This is a genomic window from Erysipelotrichaceae bacterium 66202529, assembly GCA_017161075.1.
In the GTDB taxonomy this organism is placed as follows: Bacteria; Bacillota_I; Bacilli_A; order Erysipelotrichales; family Erysipelotrichaceae; genus Clostridium_AQ.
On the sequence record CP046174.1, the window covers coordinates 1,033,650 to 1,053,218 of the forward strand.

Sequence of the window (19,569 nt, forward strand, 5' to 3'; positions counted from 1 at the left end):
AGTGGAATATGAAAACAAGACATATGCACTTGATAAGACGGAGAACAACCCTTTAAAGATCACCAGCAATGTTGAAAAGAATGTAATCAGAGTGTACTATGGACTGGACGAAAACAAGGATGTAGTACCTGATGATTACCAAGCCATTGTTACTTATAAGGCTGTAAATGGTATAGTAGGCTTTGATAAGGTATATGTAACTTTATTCAACAATGAAGGTGAATGGGCAAAAGATGGTGTTGGTCAGCTTACAAAAGAGCAGATACCGACAACAACTCCGAATAAAGGCTATCACTTTGTGAACTGGACACCGGCAACGCCTGTGGAAGGAACAAAGATCACTAGGAATGGCACTACTACGTTCACAGCAAATCACGCAATCAATACGTATTCCGCAACTGTAAACTACATTGATGAGGATAGTGGAAAAGAAATTGCACCAGCAACCCCTGTTGCGGATATTGAGCACGATAAGGAGCTCGATGGAAATACATATGCAAAAGCGATTGATGGGTATGCATTTACACAAGCAGAAAAAGTGACAATTACCCAGGACAATATGGCAGTTAATGTATACTACAGTGTCGATGTCGTTGGAACCGATCCAAACAATCCGGATCAGCCGGATGGAATACCTGATAAATACCAGGCAGAGGTAACCTTCGCAGCAGTAAATGGAGCTGTAAGCTTTAACAGAACATATGTAACCTTATATATGGACAATGTATATTCAGTAAAGGGCATTGGATTCCTTTCCAATCAGCAGATACCGACAACAACTCCGAATGAAGGCTATCACTTTGTGAACTGGTCTCCTATGGAACCAGCGATTGATAGAAGTATTACAAAGCAGGGGGCAGCGTTCACTGCAAATCATGCAATCAACACGTATAGTGCAACCGTGAGATTCATAGACGAAGATAACGGTACTGAGATTGCACCTGCTGAAACTATCAATGGAATTGAACACGGCTTTATTCTCAATGGTGCAGCACACCGCATTGCTATCACGGGCTATGCCTTTACCACTGCGGATACGGCAATCATTGAACGTGATCATGCGATTGTAAATGTTTATTACTCTGTAGATACCAAGGGCGGCGAAGGCAATCCAGATAATACATCCGATGGAATACCGGATAAATATCAGGTACGCTTTGCTTACACAGCGGCTGAAAACGGCAGTGTTAACGGAACTGTGATTGAATATGTAACACGTCCGGGCCATGTGACAACCGCACCGGTAAGACCACAGGCACTGGTTGATGCTCTTGCTGATGATGGATACAGCTTTGTAAACTGGACAGCGGATGGAAATGTCTATCTGAATACCGATGCAATCAGAAATACCTATTTCACAGGCGATACAGTCTTTACCGCAGGTTTTGCAGCCGTTCCTGTACCGGTTGTCCCGATTCCGGTTGTACCTACACCACCGGCAGTATCACCGACAGTAACACCGCCTGCACCTGTTCTTCCTGTAGCACCGCTTGTAACACCACCTGCAGTGGTACCGGTAGTTCCTGCACCTGCTCCGGCTCCTGCACCTGGGCCAACGGTCGAAGAGAATGAACCTGAACGGCCAAAGGTTGAAGAAACTGAGGAAGTCGATGAAAATGTGACAGCGAAGGCTGGTTCTGAAGGTTCATGGGCACTAATCAATCTGTTATGCTCCGGCGGTACAGTTCTTCTGGGTCTGATTCTTCTGCTTTCCAAATTGAAGAAGGAAGAGGATGAGGAAGAAGATAAGACAGCAGCAATGCGCAATGGAAACAACAAGCAGTCTGAACGTTACAAGAGAAGAAAATGGCTGCGTGCTGTAAGTACAGTAACGGCAGTTGTATCCGTCATTGTATTCTTCCTAACGGAAGATATGTCTCTTGCAATGGTACTGATTGACAAATGGACACTGCTGATGGCAGCCTTCCTGATCATTCAGATTATCTTCGTTCTATTTGGTAGAAAATGGAAAGAGCTGGATGAAAAAGCGGAAAATACGGAGGCAGCACATTCATAAAGATAACAAAATTTAACTATTGTGAAATGCAAATCAGCTTTGCTTAACAGCATACGATATGTGGAAAAGTGATTTGGATTGTTAAGAATGAAGGCGGGCAGGCATCCTGATACGGTGTTACTGCCCGCTTTCCCTTATGAGATCAGCGGCTTTGCTGGAAAGCCCTGTTTTCCTACATAGGAATTTTGTGAAGCCTGGCGTAATAGCTGTTATGCTCCCTGGCAGAAAGCTTATCAACCCTAACCCCTACCTATATGACTGCATAATAAAGGAAAGCAAGGTGAGGAAATTATGAAGAATATCTGTGCATTGTTTATTATAGATGATAATATTGCCAGCCAGCTTTTAAAGCAGGAAAAAGAAGAAATCAGTTATCAAATTCTCCATGAAGAATATTTCTATCGGCATTTAATTGATATGCAGGAGTTTCCAATCATACAAAGCTATGCGAAAACCGCGAGGAAAAACCGTATTTTGATGATCCGCTCCTGGCAGGAAATCAATGAGATTTTACAGAATATTCATAAAGAGGAAAATATATACAGGTGGGAAGCCTTATTACCGAAGCAGCTCTATATGGATGATGCAACCGCAAGAAAAAGCATTCAAAACGGACTTGCCGATGCTGAACAGCTTCTGGAACGGGCGGTACGGGAACAGAAATATGTTATGTTTTACTGCTGAATACAGCGGATTAGCGGGATACTCATAGATTTGCCGATATATGTGACTCCCGCTTTTTATTTGGGGTCTCTAATTAACGTAGGGTTTTGAAAAAAGCTATAGATTAACGCAGGATTGAGTGATGGTTGAGGCAGGCCTTTAAGTATTAGGGTCTTGAATTATCGTAGGGTTATGGCAGGTAAAGGGGCTGCTCTAATTATCTTGGGGATTCAAAAAGGAGTAATTAAGTTGGGAAAATGAATGTTTACGTATACGAAAGGTAAATTTTACAAATAAATATTATAGATACATGTAAAAGGAAAACATAATGCATATATGTTAACAGGACTGTAAGCTATGAAAACAGAGGGATAAGGAAACAGCATTGTAATTATTATAAATGGCTTCTGTCTCTGCAGACATCGTGGTCAGGCAGAAGGATTTTACAGCATTGTAAAGGCTGTATACCAGCTGTAATGTGCGTGCATTGAGAAAAAGAGAGGTTAATTTCGTACCTGTATGCTTCTGAGTAAAAAAGATAGCTTTGGGCTTGTAAGCTTCTAGGCAATATGGTAAATTTTTCCCTATTATTATTTCCCTTGTAATTATTCCTTTACCTTGCCGTCTGCTCATAGTATAATAAAATAGCTGCGAGGTGTAGAAAAATGGCAGATAAAATTGGTTTGATTTGCGAAGGCGGAGGCACAAAGGCTGCATATACATGCGGTGTTCTGCAGTGCTTTCTGGACTATGATATTGAATTTCCCTATACCGTGGGGATCAGTGCCGGTGCAGAGGTTCTGCTGCCGTTTGTCGCAAAACAGAAGGATCGTCTACGTGTCACGGGAGTGGATGCGGCATGTGAGTCAGGCGCAATCGGAGTATCTCCGCTGATTCATGAAAAAGGTGTTTTCGGAATTGGCTATGTATGCAAATTTATCGAGGAGCATGCACCCCTTGATTATGAAGCCTTTATGAAAAACAAAACAAAGCTGGATATTGGTGTATATAATATGGATACCAATGAGGTTGAGTATTTTCCAAAGGAATATTTCGATCCCAAAGATCAGATTCTGATGCAGGCAAGCTGTGCGCTGTTTCTGCTGACAAGACCATATAAATTCCGGGGACATACGTATATGGATGCAGGTCTGGTGGATATGATTCCCATTGAACAAAGCATCCGTGCAGGGAATACAAAGCATGTTTTTATTTCCACTAAGGAAGAAAACTATGTGCGTAAGGCGGCTCCCGGATGGCAGATACAGCTGGCGAAGCTGATGTATCCGGGGAATAAGAAAATCCGGGAGAATCTGAAAATACGTCATATCAATTATCAGAAGCAATGGCAGATTGTAAAGGATCTGCAGGAGCAGGGGAATGCGCTCGTACTCCGTCCAAGTGCAGATTACGGGGTAACACGCTATACTCATGATAAAGATTTGCTGGGACGCTGGTTTGATCTTGGGTATGAGGACACCAAAAACCGTCTGGATATGATTCGGGAATTCATGGAGAAGTAGGCAGAGAAATCTGCTTTTCTTTTCATTTGTTTTCATTGACGTGAAAACATTATCATGATAAAATGTAACAAAATCAAAGACAAGGATGAGAAGAGTATGCAGGGTGAAGCTTACAGAGAGTTTTCCGCTTATGGTGTAAGGAAACAGGGAATCCCTGAGGAAGATGGTCTTGGAGTCGCATGGGCAATCGGAGTTCATGACGAATAAGCGCCCGTTACAGCGCAAAGGTATAACCGGATGTATCCGGCGTACTGGAGAAGATTCGCCAGACTTAGGCGGATTGTAAATAGGTGGTAACACGGAATACAGCTTTCGTCCTATGGGAGAGAGCTTTTTTATTTATAAGGAGGATGCCGGTTATGCGTAGGGAATTAACAGCTATCAGTGAAAAGGAAATTCTGCATTTTCTTGGCTATGGAGAGGCTTTGCCGGATGAACAGACAGCTTACGTCCTGCAGGAAATGAAGCAGCTTGTTTTATCATTCAGTGAACCGCGTGTAGTATACCGTGTGTTTGATTTACTGAATATGCAGCCTGTCGGCTGTGAGGTTGACCTTAGCGGAAGCGATATAAAGCGTCTGTTGAAGGAAAGCCATGCCTGTATCTTTATGGCGGCAACGCTTGGCTCCCGAATTGACAGGGAAATGAAAAAGCTGCAGGTGCAGGATATGATGAAGGCAGTGCTGTTTGACAGCTGTGCCAGTGCGGCCATTGAGGCGGTGTGTGATGATATGCAGCGTGAGCTGAATGAGCAGTATCCGTATTTAACAGATCGTTATTCCTGCGGCTATGGTGATTTGCCCATTACCCTGCAATCGTCATTCATCCAGGCTCTGGATGCCCAAAAGCTAATCGGCCTGCATGTTAATGAAAGCAGTCTGCTTGTGCCTATGAAAAGTGTGACTGCAATTATCGGCATTGCGGACAGGATACAGCCGGCTGTGCTGCGCGGGTGCGCTCATTGCCTGCTGGCGAAGCAGTGTGAATATCGAAAGAGAGGGAAATTCTGTGGAAATTGAAAATAGAATCCAGTTTCTGGATGGTGCCATGGGGACGCAGCTTCAGGCGAAGGGGCTTCCTGCCGGAGCGTCTCCGGAGCTGTTCATGATGGAGCATGGAGAGATCGTAGAGGAGGTACACGCAGCCTATATTGAAAGCGGCAGCGATATTATTTATACCAACACGTTTACAGCGAATGCAAAGAAGCTGAAAAATACAGGCTATACAGTTGAGGAAATCATAACCAGAGGGGTGCAGCTGGCAAGGTCTGCCGCCCGTAAAAAAGAGGGGGTGCGCATTGCCCTTGATATCGGGCCAATCGGAGAGCTGCTGGAACCGAATGGGTATCTGCCGTTTGAGGAAGCATACGAGCTGTTTCGGCAGCAGGTGGTCGCAGGAGAACAGGCAGGGGCTGACGTAATCGTATTTGAAACGATGAGCGATCTGTATGAGGTGAAGGCCGCAATCCTTGCGGCTAAGGAGAACACCGCTCTGCCGGTATTTGTTACGATGAGCTTTGAGGCAGACCATCGAACCTTTACCGGCTGTACGACAGCGAGCTTTGCCTTATGTGCCGAGGGCCTTGGAGCGGATGCCATTGGTATCAACTGTTCTCTTGGCCCTGACCAGATTCTGCCGATTGCCGATGAGCTGGCTGCGATGTCAAATCTGCCGCTCATTATGAAAGCAAACGCAGGTCTGCCGGATCCCCTTACCAATACCTACAGCATGAATGCACAGGAATATGCGAAGCTGCTGCTTCCCTTCACCAAGCTTCCGGTACAGTATGTCGGAGGATGCTGCGGTACCACACCGCAGTTTATACGGGAATTGAAGAAAGCTCTTCCTGAAACGGTGCATAGGACGAAGAAGAAGGCGCGCAGCGGTTCCTATGCCTGTACACCGACAAAATGTCTTTGTATTCAGGATGTTCATGTTATTGGAGAACGTATCAACCCAACCGGAAACAAGCGGATGAAGGCAGCTTTAAAGGAACACCGCATGGATGAGATTCTGGCAATCGCTATGGAGGAGGTCGAAGGCGGTGCCGATATTCTTGATGTGAATGTCGGTCTGCCGGGAATCGATGAGGAGAAAATGATGGTGGAGGTAATCAAGGAGCTGCAATCCGTCATTGATCTTCCCTTACAGATTGATTCCACCAATCCGCAGGTGATCAAGGCTGCTCTGCGTGCAGTTAACGGTGTCGCAATCGTCAATTCCGTGAACGGAGAAGCAGCGGTAATGGAAAGCATTCTGCCAGATGTTAAAAAATACGGAGCCAATGTTGTCGGACTGACGATGGATGAGGGAGGCATACCGCAAAGCTGTGAAGAACGCCTTGCCATTGGAGCACGCATTGTAGAAACAGCGCAGCGCTACGGTATCGCAAAGGAGCGTGTCTTTCTGGATTGTCTGACCCTGACAGTCTCAGCCCAGCAAAGCGGTGCTCGTGAAACACTGAAGGCTTTACGTGCAATCCGCTCACAGCTTGGTGTTCATACAGTGCTGGGTGTATCCAATATATCCTTTGGACTGCCGTCCCGTATCATTTTAAATCAGAATTTTTTAACAATGGCGATGCAGGCGGGACTCAGCATGCCGATTATGAATCCAAATCAGACAGCGATGATGGATGCTGTACGTGCTTTTCGTGTATTGCAGGGAATCGATACGGACTCGCAGGCATACATACTTGCCTACGCACAGCAGAAAAAAACAGAAGAAAAACCGGTTGCCTCCTCTCACCTGGATATTAAGGAAAGCATTATGCGCGGCTTAAAAGAGGAAACACGGCATCTTTGCAGTGAGCTTTTGAAAACGAAGGAGCCGTTACAGATTGTCAATGAATATCTGATACCGGCGCTGGATGCCGTGGGAAACCGGTATGAAAAAAAGGAAATCTATCTGCCGCAGCTGATCAATGCCGCGACAGCATCCCAGTGTGCGTTTGAGGAAATACGCAGCCATATGCAATCCAGCGGTCAGGAATCGATATCCAAAGGAAAAATCATACTGGCGACGGTAAAGGGGGATGTGCATGATATCGGTAAAAATATCGTTAAGGTCGTGCTGGAAAACTACGGCTATCAGGTGTTTGATCTGGGAAAGGATGTCCCTGTGGAAACTGTTGTACATACCGCCATTAAGGAACAGGTGCATTTGATTGGGTTAAGCGCTCTGATGACCACGACGCTGCAGTCGATGGAGGATACGATTACCGCTCTGCATGAAAGCGGACATGATTGTAAAATCATGGTCGGCGGGGCAGTTGTTTCACCGGAATATGCAAAGCAGATACATGCGGATTATTATGCGAAGGATGCCAAGGAGAGTGCAGATATCGCAAGGGAGGTGCTGGGATGATTACAGAATATATAAAGAAACAGGGCTATTTTCTGTTTGACGGGGCCTTTGGCACCTATTATGCACAGAAATATGAGGACGATCAGGAGCCGTGTGAGCTGGCGAATCTGTATCATCCCCAGCGTGTAGCCAATATTCATCGGGAGTATATTGAAGCCGGAGCGGATGCTGTTAAAACGAATACCTTTTCCGCAAACGAGCAGCAGCTGGAATGCAGCTGGGATATCATACGGAGGCTCCTGCAGGAGGGATATCGCATCGCAAAAAACGTAGCACAGGATCAGGCCCTGGTGTTTGCCGATATCGGACCAATCATGGAACAGAAAAATGTATCCTTGTTCACACAGTACAAACGCATCATAGATGTTTTTCTGGAAGAGGGGGCAGACTGCTTTCTGTTTGAAACCCTGCTGAATACGCATGCACTGCATGAAGTAAGTGCCTATATTAAAAAAAGGTGTCCCAATGCCACGATCGTTGTATCGTTTGCCGTTACAGCTGATGGCTACAGCAGACAGGGCATCGCTATGAGCAAACTGCTGCAGGACTGCTTTGCGGATGATGATGTGGATGCCTGCGGCTTAAACTGTGTCTGCGGACCGATGCATATGAAGCGGCTTCTGGATACGATTGACAAGACGAAGAAGCCGATTCTTATTATGCCGAATGCCGGTTATCCAACCATTCTGGCAAACAGGACCTATTTCCGGGACAGCTCTACGTATTTTGCGAAGGAGATGAAGGAGATTCTGGAAAAGGGTGCTGCATTGCTGGGAGGCTGCTGTGGAACCACACCGGTTTATATCCGTAAACTAAAGGATGCGCTGCAGGAGCGTAAGGAACAGATGGAGGCTGTAGTTCAAACTGTACCTGCACAAAAGAACATCACCCGCAGGGACTGCAATCCGCTGCGCAGAAAGCTGCAGAAAAAGCAGCCGGTCATCGCCGTGGAGTTTGATCCGCCTGCAAACTGTGAAATCGAACGCTTTTTAAACAATGCCGAGTTTTTGAAGGAAGCCGGGGTGGATGCAATCACCATTGCGGATTGTCCAATAGCCCGTGCAAGAGTGGACAGCTCCTTACTGGCATGCAAGCTGCACCGTGAGCTCGACCTGGAGGTGATACCGCACATGACCTGCCGTGACCGCAATATCAATGCGACCAAGGCCTTGCTGTTCGGTCTTCAGATTGAAGGCATCCGCAATGTGCTTGTTGTCACCGGAGACCCGATTCCCAGTGAAGACCGTCAGGAGGTAAAGGGGGTCTTTAACTTCAATTCACAGATTCTGGCAGGCTACATCCACGATTTGAATGAAACGATGTTTTCCGAGCCGTTCATGATATTCGGTGCACTGAATCTGAATGCGGTTAATTTTGAAGCAGAGCTGATGAAGGCAAAGCGCAAGGTGGAGCAGGGGGTGGAGGGCTTTTTAACACAGCCGGTACACTCACATCAGGCACTTGCAAATCTGCGCAGGGCACACGCAGAGCTGGATGCCTACCTGCTGGGAGGTGTTCTCCCCATCGTTTCACACCGCAATGCCGTCTATATGAACAATGAGATATCAGGCATCGAGGTGGATGAGGAAATCGTTTCCCTGTATGAGGGGACAACAAGGGAGGAAGCACAGCGGCTGGCCGTTACTATTAGTTGTCAGAGTGTTGATGAAATGCGTCCTTATGTTGACGGATACTATCTGATCACACCGTTTAACCGGGTTGAAATTATCGCTGATATCGTCGCACATCTTCATCGACAGGAAGAGGTCACTTCCAAAAAGCAATAGAAATCAGGAATCCGACATCCTTTTTTCTGATAAATAGTGTATACTAAATACAAACAGGAGGTCACTATGAAACAGAAAACATTTATGATGCTGAAGCCCGACGCATTTGCAGGCAATCATGCACAGGAGGTTTTAAAGGAGCTTCGCGCACATGGTCTTGTGATTGAAAAAAGCTGTACGCTTACCGTTACCATGGAGGTAATGAAAACACTGATTGATCATTATGCAGGTGTGATTGATTCCATGAGTAAGGATTTTAATTTCCCGGGAAAACTTTTTAATTCCTTTTATTATGACGGCCCGCATACCATTCAGCCGATGGAGGTCACCTATGAAGGCGATGAGGATATCATCACACTTACAAGAACACTGGCAGGAAAGACCAATCCACAGGATGCAGGAGCGGATACGATTCGTGGAAAATACAGCGATGACAGCTATGATAAGGCTTCTGCCGCTGTCCGTCTTGTAAACAATGTAATCCATGCATCGGATTCTCACGAAAGTGCACAGCGGGAATTAAGCATCTGGAATTCCTATCTGAAATAACCTTGAAGGGCAGAGTAATCTGTCTTTCTTTTTGTTTATGGATGAGGTATGCTCTAGCTGGCATAGAAAAAGGAAAGGTGTTTCTACCTCTCCTATATGTAATAATGATTGTCGCATTGCCTCCGTTTGCCGGATATATGCTGTTAGGCTTTTACATCGCTTTTTCTGCTCTTTATCAGCTTATGAAAATCGTGAAGCGGCATCGGCTTGTAATAATAATAGCCCTGTACCATATCACAGCCGATTTCCTTTAGAAAATCCAGGCATTCCTTTGTTTCAATCCCCTCCGCAAGCACCTGCATATTCAATGTATGTGCAATTTCCACAATATGCTGAATGATGCTTTTATTTTTGTCATCCAGTGGCTTCTCAAAAAACATCTTATCTATTTTCAATATATCAACCAGGTTTTCCAGCAGGATGTTGAAGGAGGAATATCCACTTCCGAAATCATCCAGAGAGCAGGTAAAGCCATATTGCTTAAAGGCATCGATCATATCCTTTACCTGATCGTAGTAATCAAAGCGGATATTTTCCATAAACTCAAACTCAATCAGCTGTTCATTGATATTGTACTTATGAAATATATCCAGATAGTCATGTAGGAAATCCTCATCAAATAATGAGGTATTTGTAATATTGAAGCTCATCGGTACTACCGGCTCACCATCTGCCAGTGCGGTGTGCAGGTAGGCGCAGACGGTATCAAAGAGATTCAAATCAACCATATAGATATCCCCGTTCGCATTCAGCACAGGAAGAAAGGAGGATAAGGGAATCAGATTTCCCTCATGATCCTGCCAGCGCAGCAGCACTTCACCACCGACGATTGCTTCATCACATAACCGTATTTTCGGCTGTACATAGGGAATAAATTCATGTGCGAAGCGTGCCCTGGTAACCTGTTCCGCAGTTTCCCGCACACGGATATATTCATGAAACATATCGGCATGATAAATATCATAGGAAAAGGTACGACGTTTTAACTGTGGGCATTCTTTTCTGGCAATTTGCGCCCGGTTCTGTGCTTCATAAAAATCACAGGGCTGCTGCTCCAGAAAATAGAAGCCGAAGGATAAATAGATATTATGAAAGAACAGTGGATCGGGATCATCGAATACAGCATCTACAAAAGGAATCAAAAATTTTTCAAACATAGCTTCCATGGTGTCATAATGTAAAAGCAGATTGTAATCATCAGCACAGATTCTTGCGATATATTCCTGCTCTGAAAGAAATTGTGAGGTGATATCATATAAATGCTTTAAAGCACGATCCGCATGGGCTCTGCCATATTTATTGTTCATATACTGAAAGCGTTTGATATTCATATCTATAAAAACATAGGAGGATGATTGCTGCTTTTGCTGTGTATCATACATTTCTTTTAGCCAGGCCTCATTACCTCCGCCTGTAATAGAATCTCTGTATTCGTCCTTTATGTCCGCTGTATTTTTCATCCCGCTGCTCTCCCGTCTGTTTCTATGTACTATTATATCATTGTTTCATTATAATATAAATGCTGTTGTGTTCGCATAGTAAGTTCACTTAAAGAGAAGAATGTTTATTTTAATAGGAGAAAAAAGCTTTCATGAGGACTTAAAATAAATATGATAGAGTGATTTTTCAGTAAAGCCTTTCCAGTGCTTGTGATCTATCCCTGAATTCTTCATCTTTATTTCTATCCTTTGCGGCGACCTTGCTTTTCTTGCGAATTCTAGAGTAGTTTGGATGATTTCAAAATCATAAGAGCATCTGATGCAATCACAAGCAACTTATTATCCTCAAAAGTGATTGGCACCGCTCATCGTTTTTTTGTAGAGCCAATATTCTGATTTCCTCACAAATCGGGTGTTTTTCTTTTGTTTTTCGAAAGCTGTTGACATAAAATTTTTAATACGGCATAATGAGCATATAGCTGGCGCCGGCTCTATGAAGGAGCTGAATATATGAAGCATTATAACTGGAACAAAGATCCCTATGCGGCAGGCTTCGCATATGGAAACGAATTAAACAAGGAACACCGCAGTATTACGGAAACTCTGCGGATGGTGAAAAGTGATGAGCGCAGGGCCTTTGCGCAGGAGTGCAGAAAATGCTATGAAACATGGTATCCCTCTGTATTGGAGGAGATGCAGGGGCTTGCGGATGCCCAGCAGATCGCGGTGGAGGAGCTGGAACAATTATTATTGTGTATGTACGCATTTCCTCTGGAAATCCGCTGTACCTGTGTTGCTTTTCGTGCTGTGGACGGACATGTATATTTAGGAAGAAACAGTGATTTCTTTACTGCTATGGAGGAGGTGTATGAATCCAATCTTGTAGCAATCCCGGCAAGGATCGCCTTTATCGGCAATACCACCGCCTGTATACAGTATGAGGATGGTATCAATGCGTATGGACTTGCGGCAGGCTTGACGTTTATTGCCCCGGTATGCCGCAAGCCGGGTCTGCATGCCGGATTTCTGATTCGCTATGTGCTGGAGCATTGTACCTGTGTTAAAGAGGCTCTAAAGGCTTTGCAGAGATTGCCGATTGCCAGTGCACAGACGATTACGCTTGCAGATCAAAAGGAAATGGCGGTAGTGGAATGCAACTGCGAGCGTATACGTATAAAAGCATCCGATTCCCATGTATGGGCAACGAACCGGTTTCACGATCCCGATATGCTGCATTACAATGTAGATAATATCGATGATATGGGAAGTGAGATACGCTGGCAGACTGTAGCGCGGGCCATGCAGCATCCAAAGCGGTTTTCAGAAGGCTATATGCGGCAGCTGCTGTCCGGTAAGCTTGGCTTCCTGTGTCAGTATGACCGTCAAAGAGGCGGAGATACGGTTTGGAGCAGTCTGTATGATGTGACGGCTAAACAGGTATGGCGCAGTGAGGGCAATCCTTCCAGCGTCCCATTTGAAAAGGATGAACGTCTGATATTCAAAGGCTAAATGGCTGTATCATAGGATATGAAAAAAGATTCCTTTATGACAAAGTGTCACATGGGAATCTTTTATTGTCCTGTATCACTACATTTTGTGTAAAAAAAAGCAGCGGGTGCCGTTTTTTTATACTTACGGTAAAATCCAGGTGATATAATGATACATAGGATACTGTATATGCAGCACGCATTTGCAGAAGAGGGTGAAGGAATGAAGAAAAACAGACTGGTGAAAACAAATATATTGATAGGCCTTGTACTGCTTACAGGCTTTGCTCTTACTGCATGCTTGGCATATCAGGCGAATTATCAGACATCGCTGAACAATATTGAACAGGTTTCCTCTCTTTCCTCAGAAGGAATTCAGTATCAGTTGACCTCCATGCTTACCCGTCCTGTCAATACTTCCCTGGCCATGGCTCATGACAGCTTTTTGAAGGAGCATCTGGCAAAGGAAAATGAACAAATTACAGATCAAAGCTACATAGATGCATTGCGGACATATTTATATGCATATAAGGAAAAATATAAGTTTGATTCGGTGTTCCTTGTATCCTGTAAATCCGGAAGATATTACAGCTACAACGGTCTGGACCGTATACTTGATAAAAAGAACAGGGAAAATGCATGGTATTATGATTTGCTGTACAGTAAGGATGAATATTCACTTCACGTAGATAATGATGAAGTAGATGGAGCAGGAAATGAGATTACCGTATTTGTGAATTGCAGAATTACGGATGAAGCGCACAATACGATTGGTGTTGTCGGCGTCGGCATTCGCTTAAAAAATCTGAGGGAGCTGCTGGCTGCCTATGAGAAAAAGTATAACATCAAAGCATATCTTGTCGATGATACAGGAAATATACAGGTTTCAACGGCAAACAGCGCTCAGGAACAGGTGAACTGGTTCGCAAAATACAAACAGCAGGAAAACCAGGAGGAAATTTTGCAGTGGAAGCAGGATCAGAAGAATCTGGAGCTGTGGACGAAGCAGGATGGTGAAAAAAGCTATCTAGTGACACGCTATGTGCCGGAGCTGTCCTGGCATCTGATCGTTCAGCAGAATACAGAAACGGTATTGCAGCAGATGTATGCGCAGCTATTGCATATCGCCTTGATGATGCTTGCGGTCATCCTGATTGTTTTGGCAATCATTACGTTTGTAATTCGCAGCTTCAATCGGCAGATCACCTCACTGATTGAAGAAAAGCAGGCCATTTTTAGAAAGGCAACAGAGGAGCTGTATGATAACATTTATGAGCTGAATATAACGAAAAACAGTTATGTCGGTGAACGTACGGCAAATTATTTTGAAAGCCTGGGCGCAAAGGGACTGCCTTATGATGAAGTATTGACGGTTATTGCCCAAAAGCAGATTAAGGAGGAATTTCGTGACGGCTATGTATCGCTGTTTACACCGGAGCATGTGATACAGGAGTATGAAGCGGGAAACAACCATCTCCAATATGATTTTATGATTTCGGAGGAAGGCAGTGATTATTTCTGGATGCGGATCGATGCTTATGTCTTTCTTTCAACAGAGGATAATTGTATCCATATGTTTACCTATCGCAAAAATATCAATGCTGAAAAGAACAGAGAGCGGCTTGCCGCCATTGACGATATGACCGGCTTTTATACGAGAAAGGCGTGTGTTGAAGCAATTTCAATACGGTTGGAACGGCGTACGGAGGAAGCCTATGCATTCCTTCTGTTTGATATTGATAATTTTAAGCAGGCGAATGATCAGTTTGGACATGCATTTGGTGATTACTGTATCACGGAGTTTACGAAAGCGATTCGGACGCATTTCCGTAAGGGGGATATTTTAGGAAGAGTCGGCGGTGATGAATTTGTTGTGCTGTGTAAATATAAAACATATGAGCAGCTGATGAACCGTGTTCATGTCCTTTCGCAGGATCTGGTTATGCAGTGTGAACGGAAGCAGGCATCATGGCATATGTCCGCAAGCATTGGAATTGCACTATCACCAAAGCACGGCAGTGATTTTGAAACACTGTATGAATGTGCAGATAAGGCGTTGTATGAGACAAAGGTCAAAGGCAAAAACGGATTTTGCGTATATCATAGCGGGCATTTCGGTGAAAAGTAATCAGGCTGGCTGTATGGATTTACCACTCATTTCGTAAAAGGCTATGTGGAAGTTATGTGGAAAGGGTTCCTCCGTGCGTTCGCTGCTTATTCAGTCAGTAATAATTTGATGCAAATAAAGCTGTGGTATCTTCCAGACACGAAAGATTTCACAGCTTTTGTATGGTGGCTGACAAAGCTCTTAATTATGATGGTGATAAAGGCTTTAACAAGAATTCGTTACGAAGTATGCATAGAGCTGTCAAAATGCTGAAGTTATATTGGTCGTGTCTAAGATAGCGATGTATGTACTGCCCGTATATAATATATACGTTAGATAATGCTCATACATTCATATTAGAACAAGTAAAAGAATACGCATTCTGCTTTGCTTCATAAAAAAAGCCAGATTGATCTGGCAGTTTCAGTAATTGTTTATCTGTTGTTTTTTACCCATTTCCCATAGATACCGCAGGGAAGAACACTGTCTCCAGTTGTAATCGGCAAACCAATTTCTCCGGCATGGATTGTGCCATCTGTATATTTTTTTCCTACGGTTGTACGTAAGAGATTATATAAGACGGTTGGCGGGAATCCTGTGGTATAGGAATTCACAAGGAAAAACAGGGGATCGTCATCCAGAATTTCCATACAGGCGGAAATCAGCGGGTACAGCTGTTCCTCAATCTTCCATATCTCTCCATTTGGGCCTCTGCCATAGCTTGGCGGATCCATGATGATGGCGTGGTAGGTTCTGCCTCTGCGCTTTTCTCTTGCGACAAATTTTAATACATCATCCACGATAAAGCGGATTTTATGCTGCTCCAGGTGAGAAAGCACCATGTTTTCCTTTGCCCAGTTCACCATTCCCTTGCTGGCATCCACATGAACGACCTCTGCAGCACCTGCACTTGCACATGCCATGGTCGCACCTCCGGTATAGGCAAATAGATTTAAAACACGCAGGTCGCTTCGTCCGCTTTCCCGTATCGTATCCATCATCCAGTCCCAGTTGGCTGCCTGCTCCGGAAACAGACCTGTATGCTTGAAGCCTGTCGGTGAAACCTTGAAACGCAGCTCACCATAGGAAATTGTCCAGCTCTCTTTGCATTTCTTTTTAAATTCCCAGCTTCCTCCTCCGCTTTTTGAGCGGTGGTAATGGGCATGGGGATGTCTCCACATTTCATTTTCTTCCATCGGCCAGATCACCTGCGGATCGGGACGACGCAAAATAATATCTTTCCATCGTTCCAGCTTTTCTCCGCTGCCGGCATCGATGCATTCATAATCCTTCCAGTGTTTCGCTACCTGATTCATTTCATCAACTCCTGACGCATACCATTATAGCATGAGATTGCGTGTTAGTTACATGAGTTTCTTGAGAAAAAGGCGGAAAAGTGTGGTAGAATATAAGAAAACACATCGGAAAAGGAGGATACTTATGATCAACAAACTGTATGATAATTGTTTTACAACGGAGCTTTCCACAAAGGTTCTGGAAGTCCGGGAAGATAACGGCCTGTTCTGGCATGCCTGCAAGGACACCATCTTCTATAAAGAAGGCGGTGGAATGGCGAGTGATATCGGTATGATCGATGAGCACATGGTATTGGATCTGAAGTATGAAGAAGGTCATATGTGGCATCTTCTGGATACGAAGCTGGAAGGCACTGTCTTTATGAGTGTGAATCTGCATGAACGCTTTCGCAAATGCCAGATTCATACGGCACAGCATCTGATCAGTGCAGTTCTCGGCAATGTTTATAAGGTGGAAACACTGGCGCACCATGTCGGTGATGAGGAAAACGATATTGAATTTAACTTTGAGGATTTTACAGATAAGATGGCATTTGAGCTGCAGGTTTTGTGCAATGGTCTGATCCGTGATGATCTGGATGTCAGTATCCAGTATCCGACCCGGGTAGAGGCAAGCAAAATGGCCAAGGGGAAAAACATAGACCGCGATGATCTGCGTGTTGTGCGCATCGGAGCTCTGGATTATAATATGTGCGGCTGTATGCATGTACCATCCCTGCGTTATCTGCAGATGCTGTACATCAGCGGGTATGAAAAATCAGCAAAGGGGTATAAAATTAAATATCTGGTAGGAGACCAGCTGCTTGACTGTGTGACCAGACGCTACAAGGTGCTGGATGAGGCAAGCCGTTCTCTGGCGGTTTCCCATCTTTATGTGAATACCGGTGTAAACCGTCTGATCAATGAAACTCGTCAGCTCAACCGGGATGTCATTGTCTGGAAGCAGAAATATTATGAAATGTTTGCGAAGGAGCTTGGTCAGTGCACAGAGGATGTTATCGTTCATTTCTTCGATGATATTGATGTGAAATCCGAAGCGGATGTCGCGAAATACGTAACCGAGCATTATAAAAAGGCTGTTATCTTTGTGGCAAAGACATATGACAATGTTCATGTTGTCGTAGCCGCCCATAAGGATATGGACTTTGATTCCGCAAAGGTATTCAAAGAAATTGCGGATGCCTACCATCTGAAGGGCGGCGGTAACAGGCAGCTTTCTCAGGGTGGCGGTATGTATTCTGAAGAAATTATTAAATTTGTCAAAACGCATAGGTTTTCCTGAAAATCTATGATATACTAATTAAGTTTTATGGAGGTCTGTATGAATCAAATAGCAAAGAAACTACTTCTCTGCGTTGGAATTTTATCGGTTACCATGGTGAGCGGATGCAGTTCCGATGACAGCAGCAAGAAAAAAGAGACAGCAAAAAATGAAGAGAAATCGGAAGTGAAGATGGTAGCCAATGATTTGTATGTGGAACCGCTGAACCCTACCGAAGCTCAGATTAAAGCATATAACAAGCTGTCGGAAGCAATTACCAGCGAAAATAAAAAAGAAGAGGCCACGATGGTGGCAGTGAGCTTTGCATTTGATTTCTTCACACTATCCAATAAAGAGGATGCCCAGGATCTTGGTGGATTACAGTTTATTCCAAGTGACAAGATTCGCAACTTTATGGAGTTTGCACAGGCATACTATTACGGAAACTATCCAACCATCGTAAACGAATACGGTAAGAAAAGTCTCCCTGAGGTAACCGGCTATAAGGTAGAAGCTGTCGAGGAAAAGGATTTCACCTATAACGGCTCTGCCTGCAGAGGATATGATGTCAGGCTATCCCTGACATATGCGGATACGGAAGTGGAGAGTCTGAAGAAATCCATGACGATCAGTGTGATTGAAATTCAGGATTATGAGTATGACCGTACAAAGAATTACAAAAAGGATGTCGTATACGATGGTGAAATGAAAAATGTTTACCGTATATTGGCAGTTGAGTAAGGGACTGAGAAATCAGTTCCTTTTTGAAAGGGGTTTTGACATGTCTATTGAAATTGTATTGGAAGGACAACTGGAGAAGGAATCAGACAGAGAGCAATTCAGTGCTTTTCTGAAGCAGGTGTGCGATGATAAAAAACTGAAAATGGAGGATTACGATACCAGTATCATGATAGATATCTGTCCGGAAGGGTATATCGAATGCGGATATGAGGATCGTTTTGTGAGCATTGCGGCACAGACCAATGTCGCAGGGCCGGGCTTTCATGCCTATGTGTGTACTGTATTCGATGCCATCATCAGCGGTTCTCAGATTCCGCTGGAGGTAAGTGATCCAACCGGTTATTATACAGACCGTAATTTTGAAACCTTGCGGTATCAGTATTTTTACCGTTGGTTAAAGGATATCCAGGGCTATGTGCTGGAGCATATGGAAGAGGAAAAGGAGCTGTGTATTTCCTGGCCGCAGGAGTATTATCATCCGGTGTGGAGAGATGGATTCGTAGTCACGCCGATGGGATATATACATAAGGAGGATTTTCGTACCAGAGATGTAGAGGATTTGGCGGATGATTTCTTTGTATGGAATGATTTCGAGCGTACGGCACGGTATTACCGCAACTGTGCTATGGTGTTGTTATGGAAGGAATGCTATTTTACATACAGCTCTATGAATGAGTATACTGATAAGGTGGCGAACAGTATTATAGATTATCTGGAGGCGGCATACGAAAAGGATGATCTTCTGCCGCTGCCCATGGATGCGTACCGAAGTATTTGTACGGCAATTAAGCGGGAAATTCTGATACATCATGCGGATGAGCTAAAGGTTGCTAATCTGGGCTATCGCAATGGTATTGTTTCCTATCATTTTGGCAGCTGGAGTATTCCTGCTCATGGCTGCTGTGAAAAAAGCTTTGATGAAACGACGCAGACGATGCATTTTATGGCGCCATATAAGGAGCAGGATGAGCCATGGAAATGGATGATGAAGGCAAATGCTTACTCATTTGAAAAAGAAATTCCAACCTTTTTGGAGAAGCTGGAAAATCCGCAGGATGTTATGGATTCCTTCAGCTTTGAAAAGGAAACAGTTAGCTGTAAGGGAATCGTTGAAAATATGGATGAGTATTACATGGTTGTCGTTCAGGCAAACTGTGAAAAGGACACGCTGTTTCTTGAATGTATCGTGCGCGATGAGCAGGATGTAGCCATGATAAAGGAATGGTGTCAGGGAATCCGGCATTGTGTAACGCTCAGTGATGAGCTGCACAGTTAAATAATTGAAGCATGTCAGGCTGTATGCTGAGGAAGGA

14 protein-coding genes and 1 other annotated feature are annotated in these 19,569 nt (G+C 44.3%); of the genes, 12 read left to right on the top strand and 2 right to left on the bottom strand.

The genetic code is table 11. The features are described 5' to 3' along the window. Position 1 precedes the first annotated feature (1 nt). The 7 genes from GKZ87_04935 to GKZ87_04965 all read left to right on the top strand — a co-directional run bounded on the left by GKZ87_04935 (position 2) and on the right by GKZ87_04965 (position 9,905). Positions 2 to 2,017 (top strand): hypothetical protein, encoded by a 2,016-nt coding sequence (locus tag GKZ87_04935; protein QSI27885.1) that lies wholly within the window; start codon positions 2 to 4, stop codon positions 2,015 to 2,017. Between the two features lie 291 nt (positions 2,018 to 2,308). Beyond that, entirely contained in the window at positions 2,309 to 2,701 is a 393-nt protein-coding gene (locus GKZ87_04940; GenBank protein ID QSI24888.1) for a hypothetical protein, read from the top strand. A 644-nt stretch (positions 2,702 to 3,345) separates the two neighbouring features. Then, positions 3,346 to 4,203 carry a patatin family protein gene (locus tag GKZ87_04945; GenBank protein ID QSI24889.1) on the top strand — a complete coding sequence of 286 codons (858 nt, stop codon included), beginning with the start codon at positions 3,346 to 3,348 and terminating at the stop codon, positions 4,201 to 4,203. 73 nt (positions 4,204 to 4,276) lie between these two features. After that, positions 4,277 to 4,526: a binding site (T-box leader), on the top strand. A 36-nt stretch (positions 4,527 to 4,562) separates the two neighbouring features. After that, the gene (locus GKZ87_04950; protein ID QSI24890.1) at positions 4,563 to 5,222 is read left to right on the top strand and encodes a 5-methyltetrahydrofolate--homocysteine methyltransferase; all 660 of its coding nucleotides are present in this window, start codon (positions 4,563 to 4,565) and stop codon (positions 5,220 to 5,222) included. Next, the gene (locus GKZ87_04955) at positions 5,212 to 7,569 is read left to right on the top strand and encodes a homocysteine methyltransferase (protein QSI24891.1); all 2,358 of its coding nucleotides are present in this window, start codon (positions 5,212 to 5,214) and stop codon (positions 7,567 to 7,569) included. The genes GKZ87_04950 and GKZ87_04955 overlap by 11 nt, the downstream gene beginning before the upstream one ends. Then, positions 7,566 to 9,356: a bifunctional homocysteine S-methyltransferase/methylenetetrahydrofolate reductase gene (locus tag GKZ87_04960; protein QSI24892.1), complete on the top strand. Its 1,791-nt coding sequence runs from the start codon at positions 7,566 to 7,568 to the stop codon at positions 9,354 to 9,356. Before GKZ87_04955 ends, GKZ87_04960 begins: the two co-directional genes overlap by 4 nt. Before the next feature lie 66 nt (positions 9,357 to 9,422). Further along, positions 9,423 to 9,905: a nucleoside-diphosphate kinase gene (locus GKZ87_04965; protein ID QSI24893.1), complete on the top strand. Its 483-nt coding sequence runs from the start codon at positions 9,423 to 9,425 to the stop codon at positions 9,903 to 9,905. A gap of 143 nt (positions 9,906 to 10,048) precedes the next feature. Here GKZ87_04965 and GKZ87_04970 read toward each other — a convergent pair whose 3' ends face one another. Continuing rightward, positions 10,049 to 11,365 (bottom strand): EAL domain-containing protein, encoded by a 1,317-nt coding sequence (locus GKZ87_04970; protein ID QSI24894.1) that lies wholly within the window; start codon positions 11,363 to 11,365, stop codon positions 10,049 to 10,051. Positions 11,366 to 11,854: 489 nt separating this feature from the next. Between GKZ87_04970 and GKZ87_04975 the strand changes: the two genes are divergently transcribed. Next, on the top strand, positions 11,855 to 12,853 hold the full coding sequence (locus GKZ87_04975) for a linear amide C-N hydrolase (GenBank protein ID QSI24895.1): 999 nt from the start codon (positions 11,855 to 11,857) through the stop codon (positions 12,851 to 12,853). Positions 12,854 to 13,054: 201 nt separating this feature from the next. Beyond that, positions 13,055 to 14,959 (top strand): diguanylate cyclase, encoded by a 1,905-nt coding sequence (locus GKZ87_04980; GenBank protein QSI24896.1) that lies wholly within the window; start codon positions 13,055 to 13,057, stop codon positions 14,957 to 14,959. A 413-nt stretch (positions 14,960 to 15,372) separates the two neighbouring features. Here GKZ87_04980 and GKZ87_04985 read toward each other — a convergent pair whose 3' ends face one another. Further along, positions 15,373 to 16,254: an SAM-dependent methyltransferase gene (locus tag GKZ87_04985; GenBank protein ID QSI24897.1), complete on the bottom strand. Its 882-nt coding sequence runs from the start codon at positions 16,252 to 16,254 to the stop codon at positions 15,373 to 15,375. A 124-nt stretch (positions 16,255 to 16,378) separates the two neighbouring features. Here GKZ87_04985 and GKZ87_04990 point away from each other — a divergent pair, with 124 nt between their 5' ends. The 3 genes from GKZ87_04990 to GKZ87_05000 are packed head-to-tail and all read left to right on the top strand — an operon-like array spanning position 16,379 to position 19,532. Further along, positions 16,379 to 17,536, top strand: a complete 1,158-nt coding sequence (locus GKZ87_04990; protein ID QSI24898.1) for a hypothetical protein — start codon at positions 16,379 to 16,381, stop codon at positions 17,534 to 17,536. A gap of 39 nt (positions 17,537 to 17,575) precedes the next feature. Next, entirely contained in the window at positions 17,576 to 18,256 is a 681-nt protein-coding gene (locus tag GKZ87_04995; GenBank protein QSI24899.1) for a ferrichrome ABC transporter substrate-binding protein, read from the top strand. Positions 18,257 to 18,296: 40 nt separating this feature from the next. Further along, complete coding sequence (locus GKZ87_05000) at positions 18,297 to 19,532, top strand: hypothetical protein (protein ID QSI24900.1); 1,236 nt, start codon at positions 18,297 to 18,299, stop codon at positions 19,530 to 19,532. Positions 19,533 to 19,569: the final 37 nt, after the last annotated feature.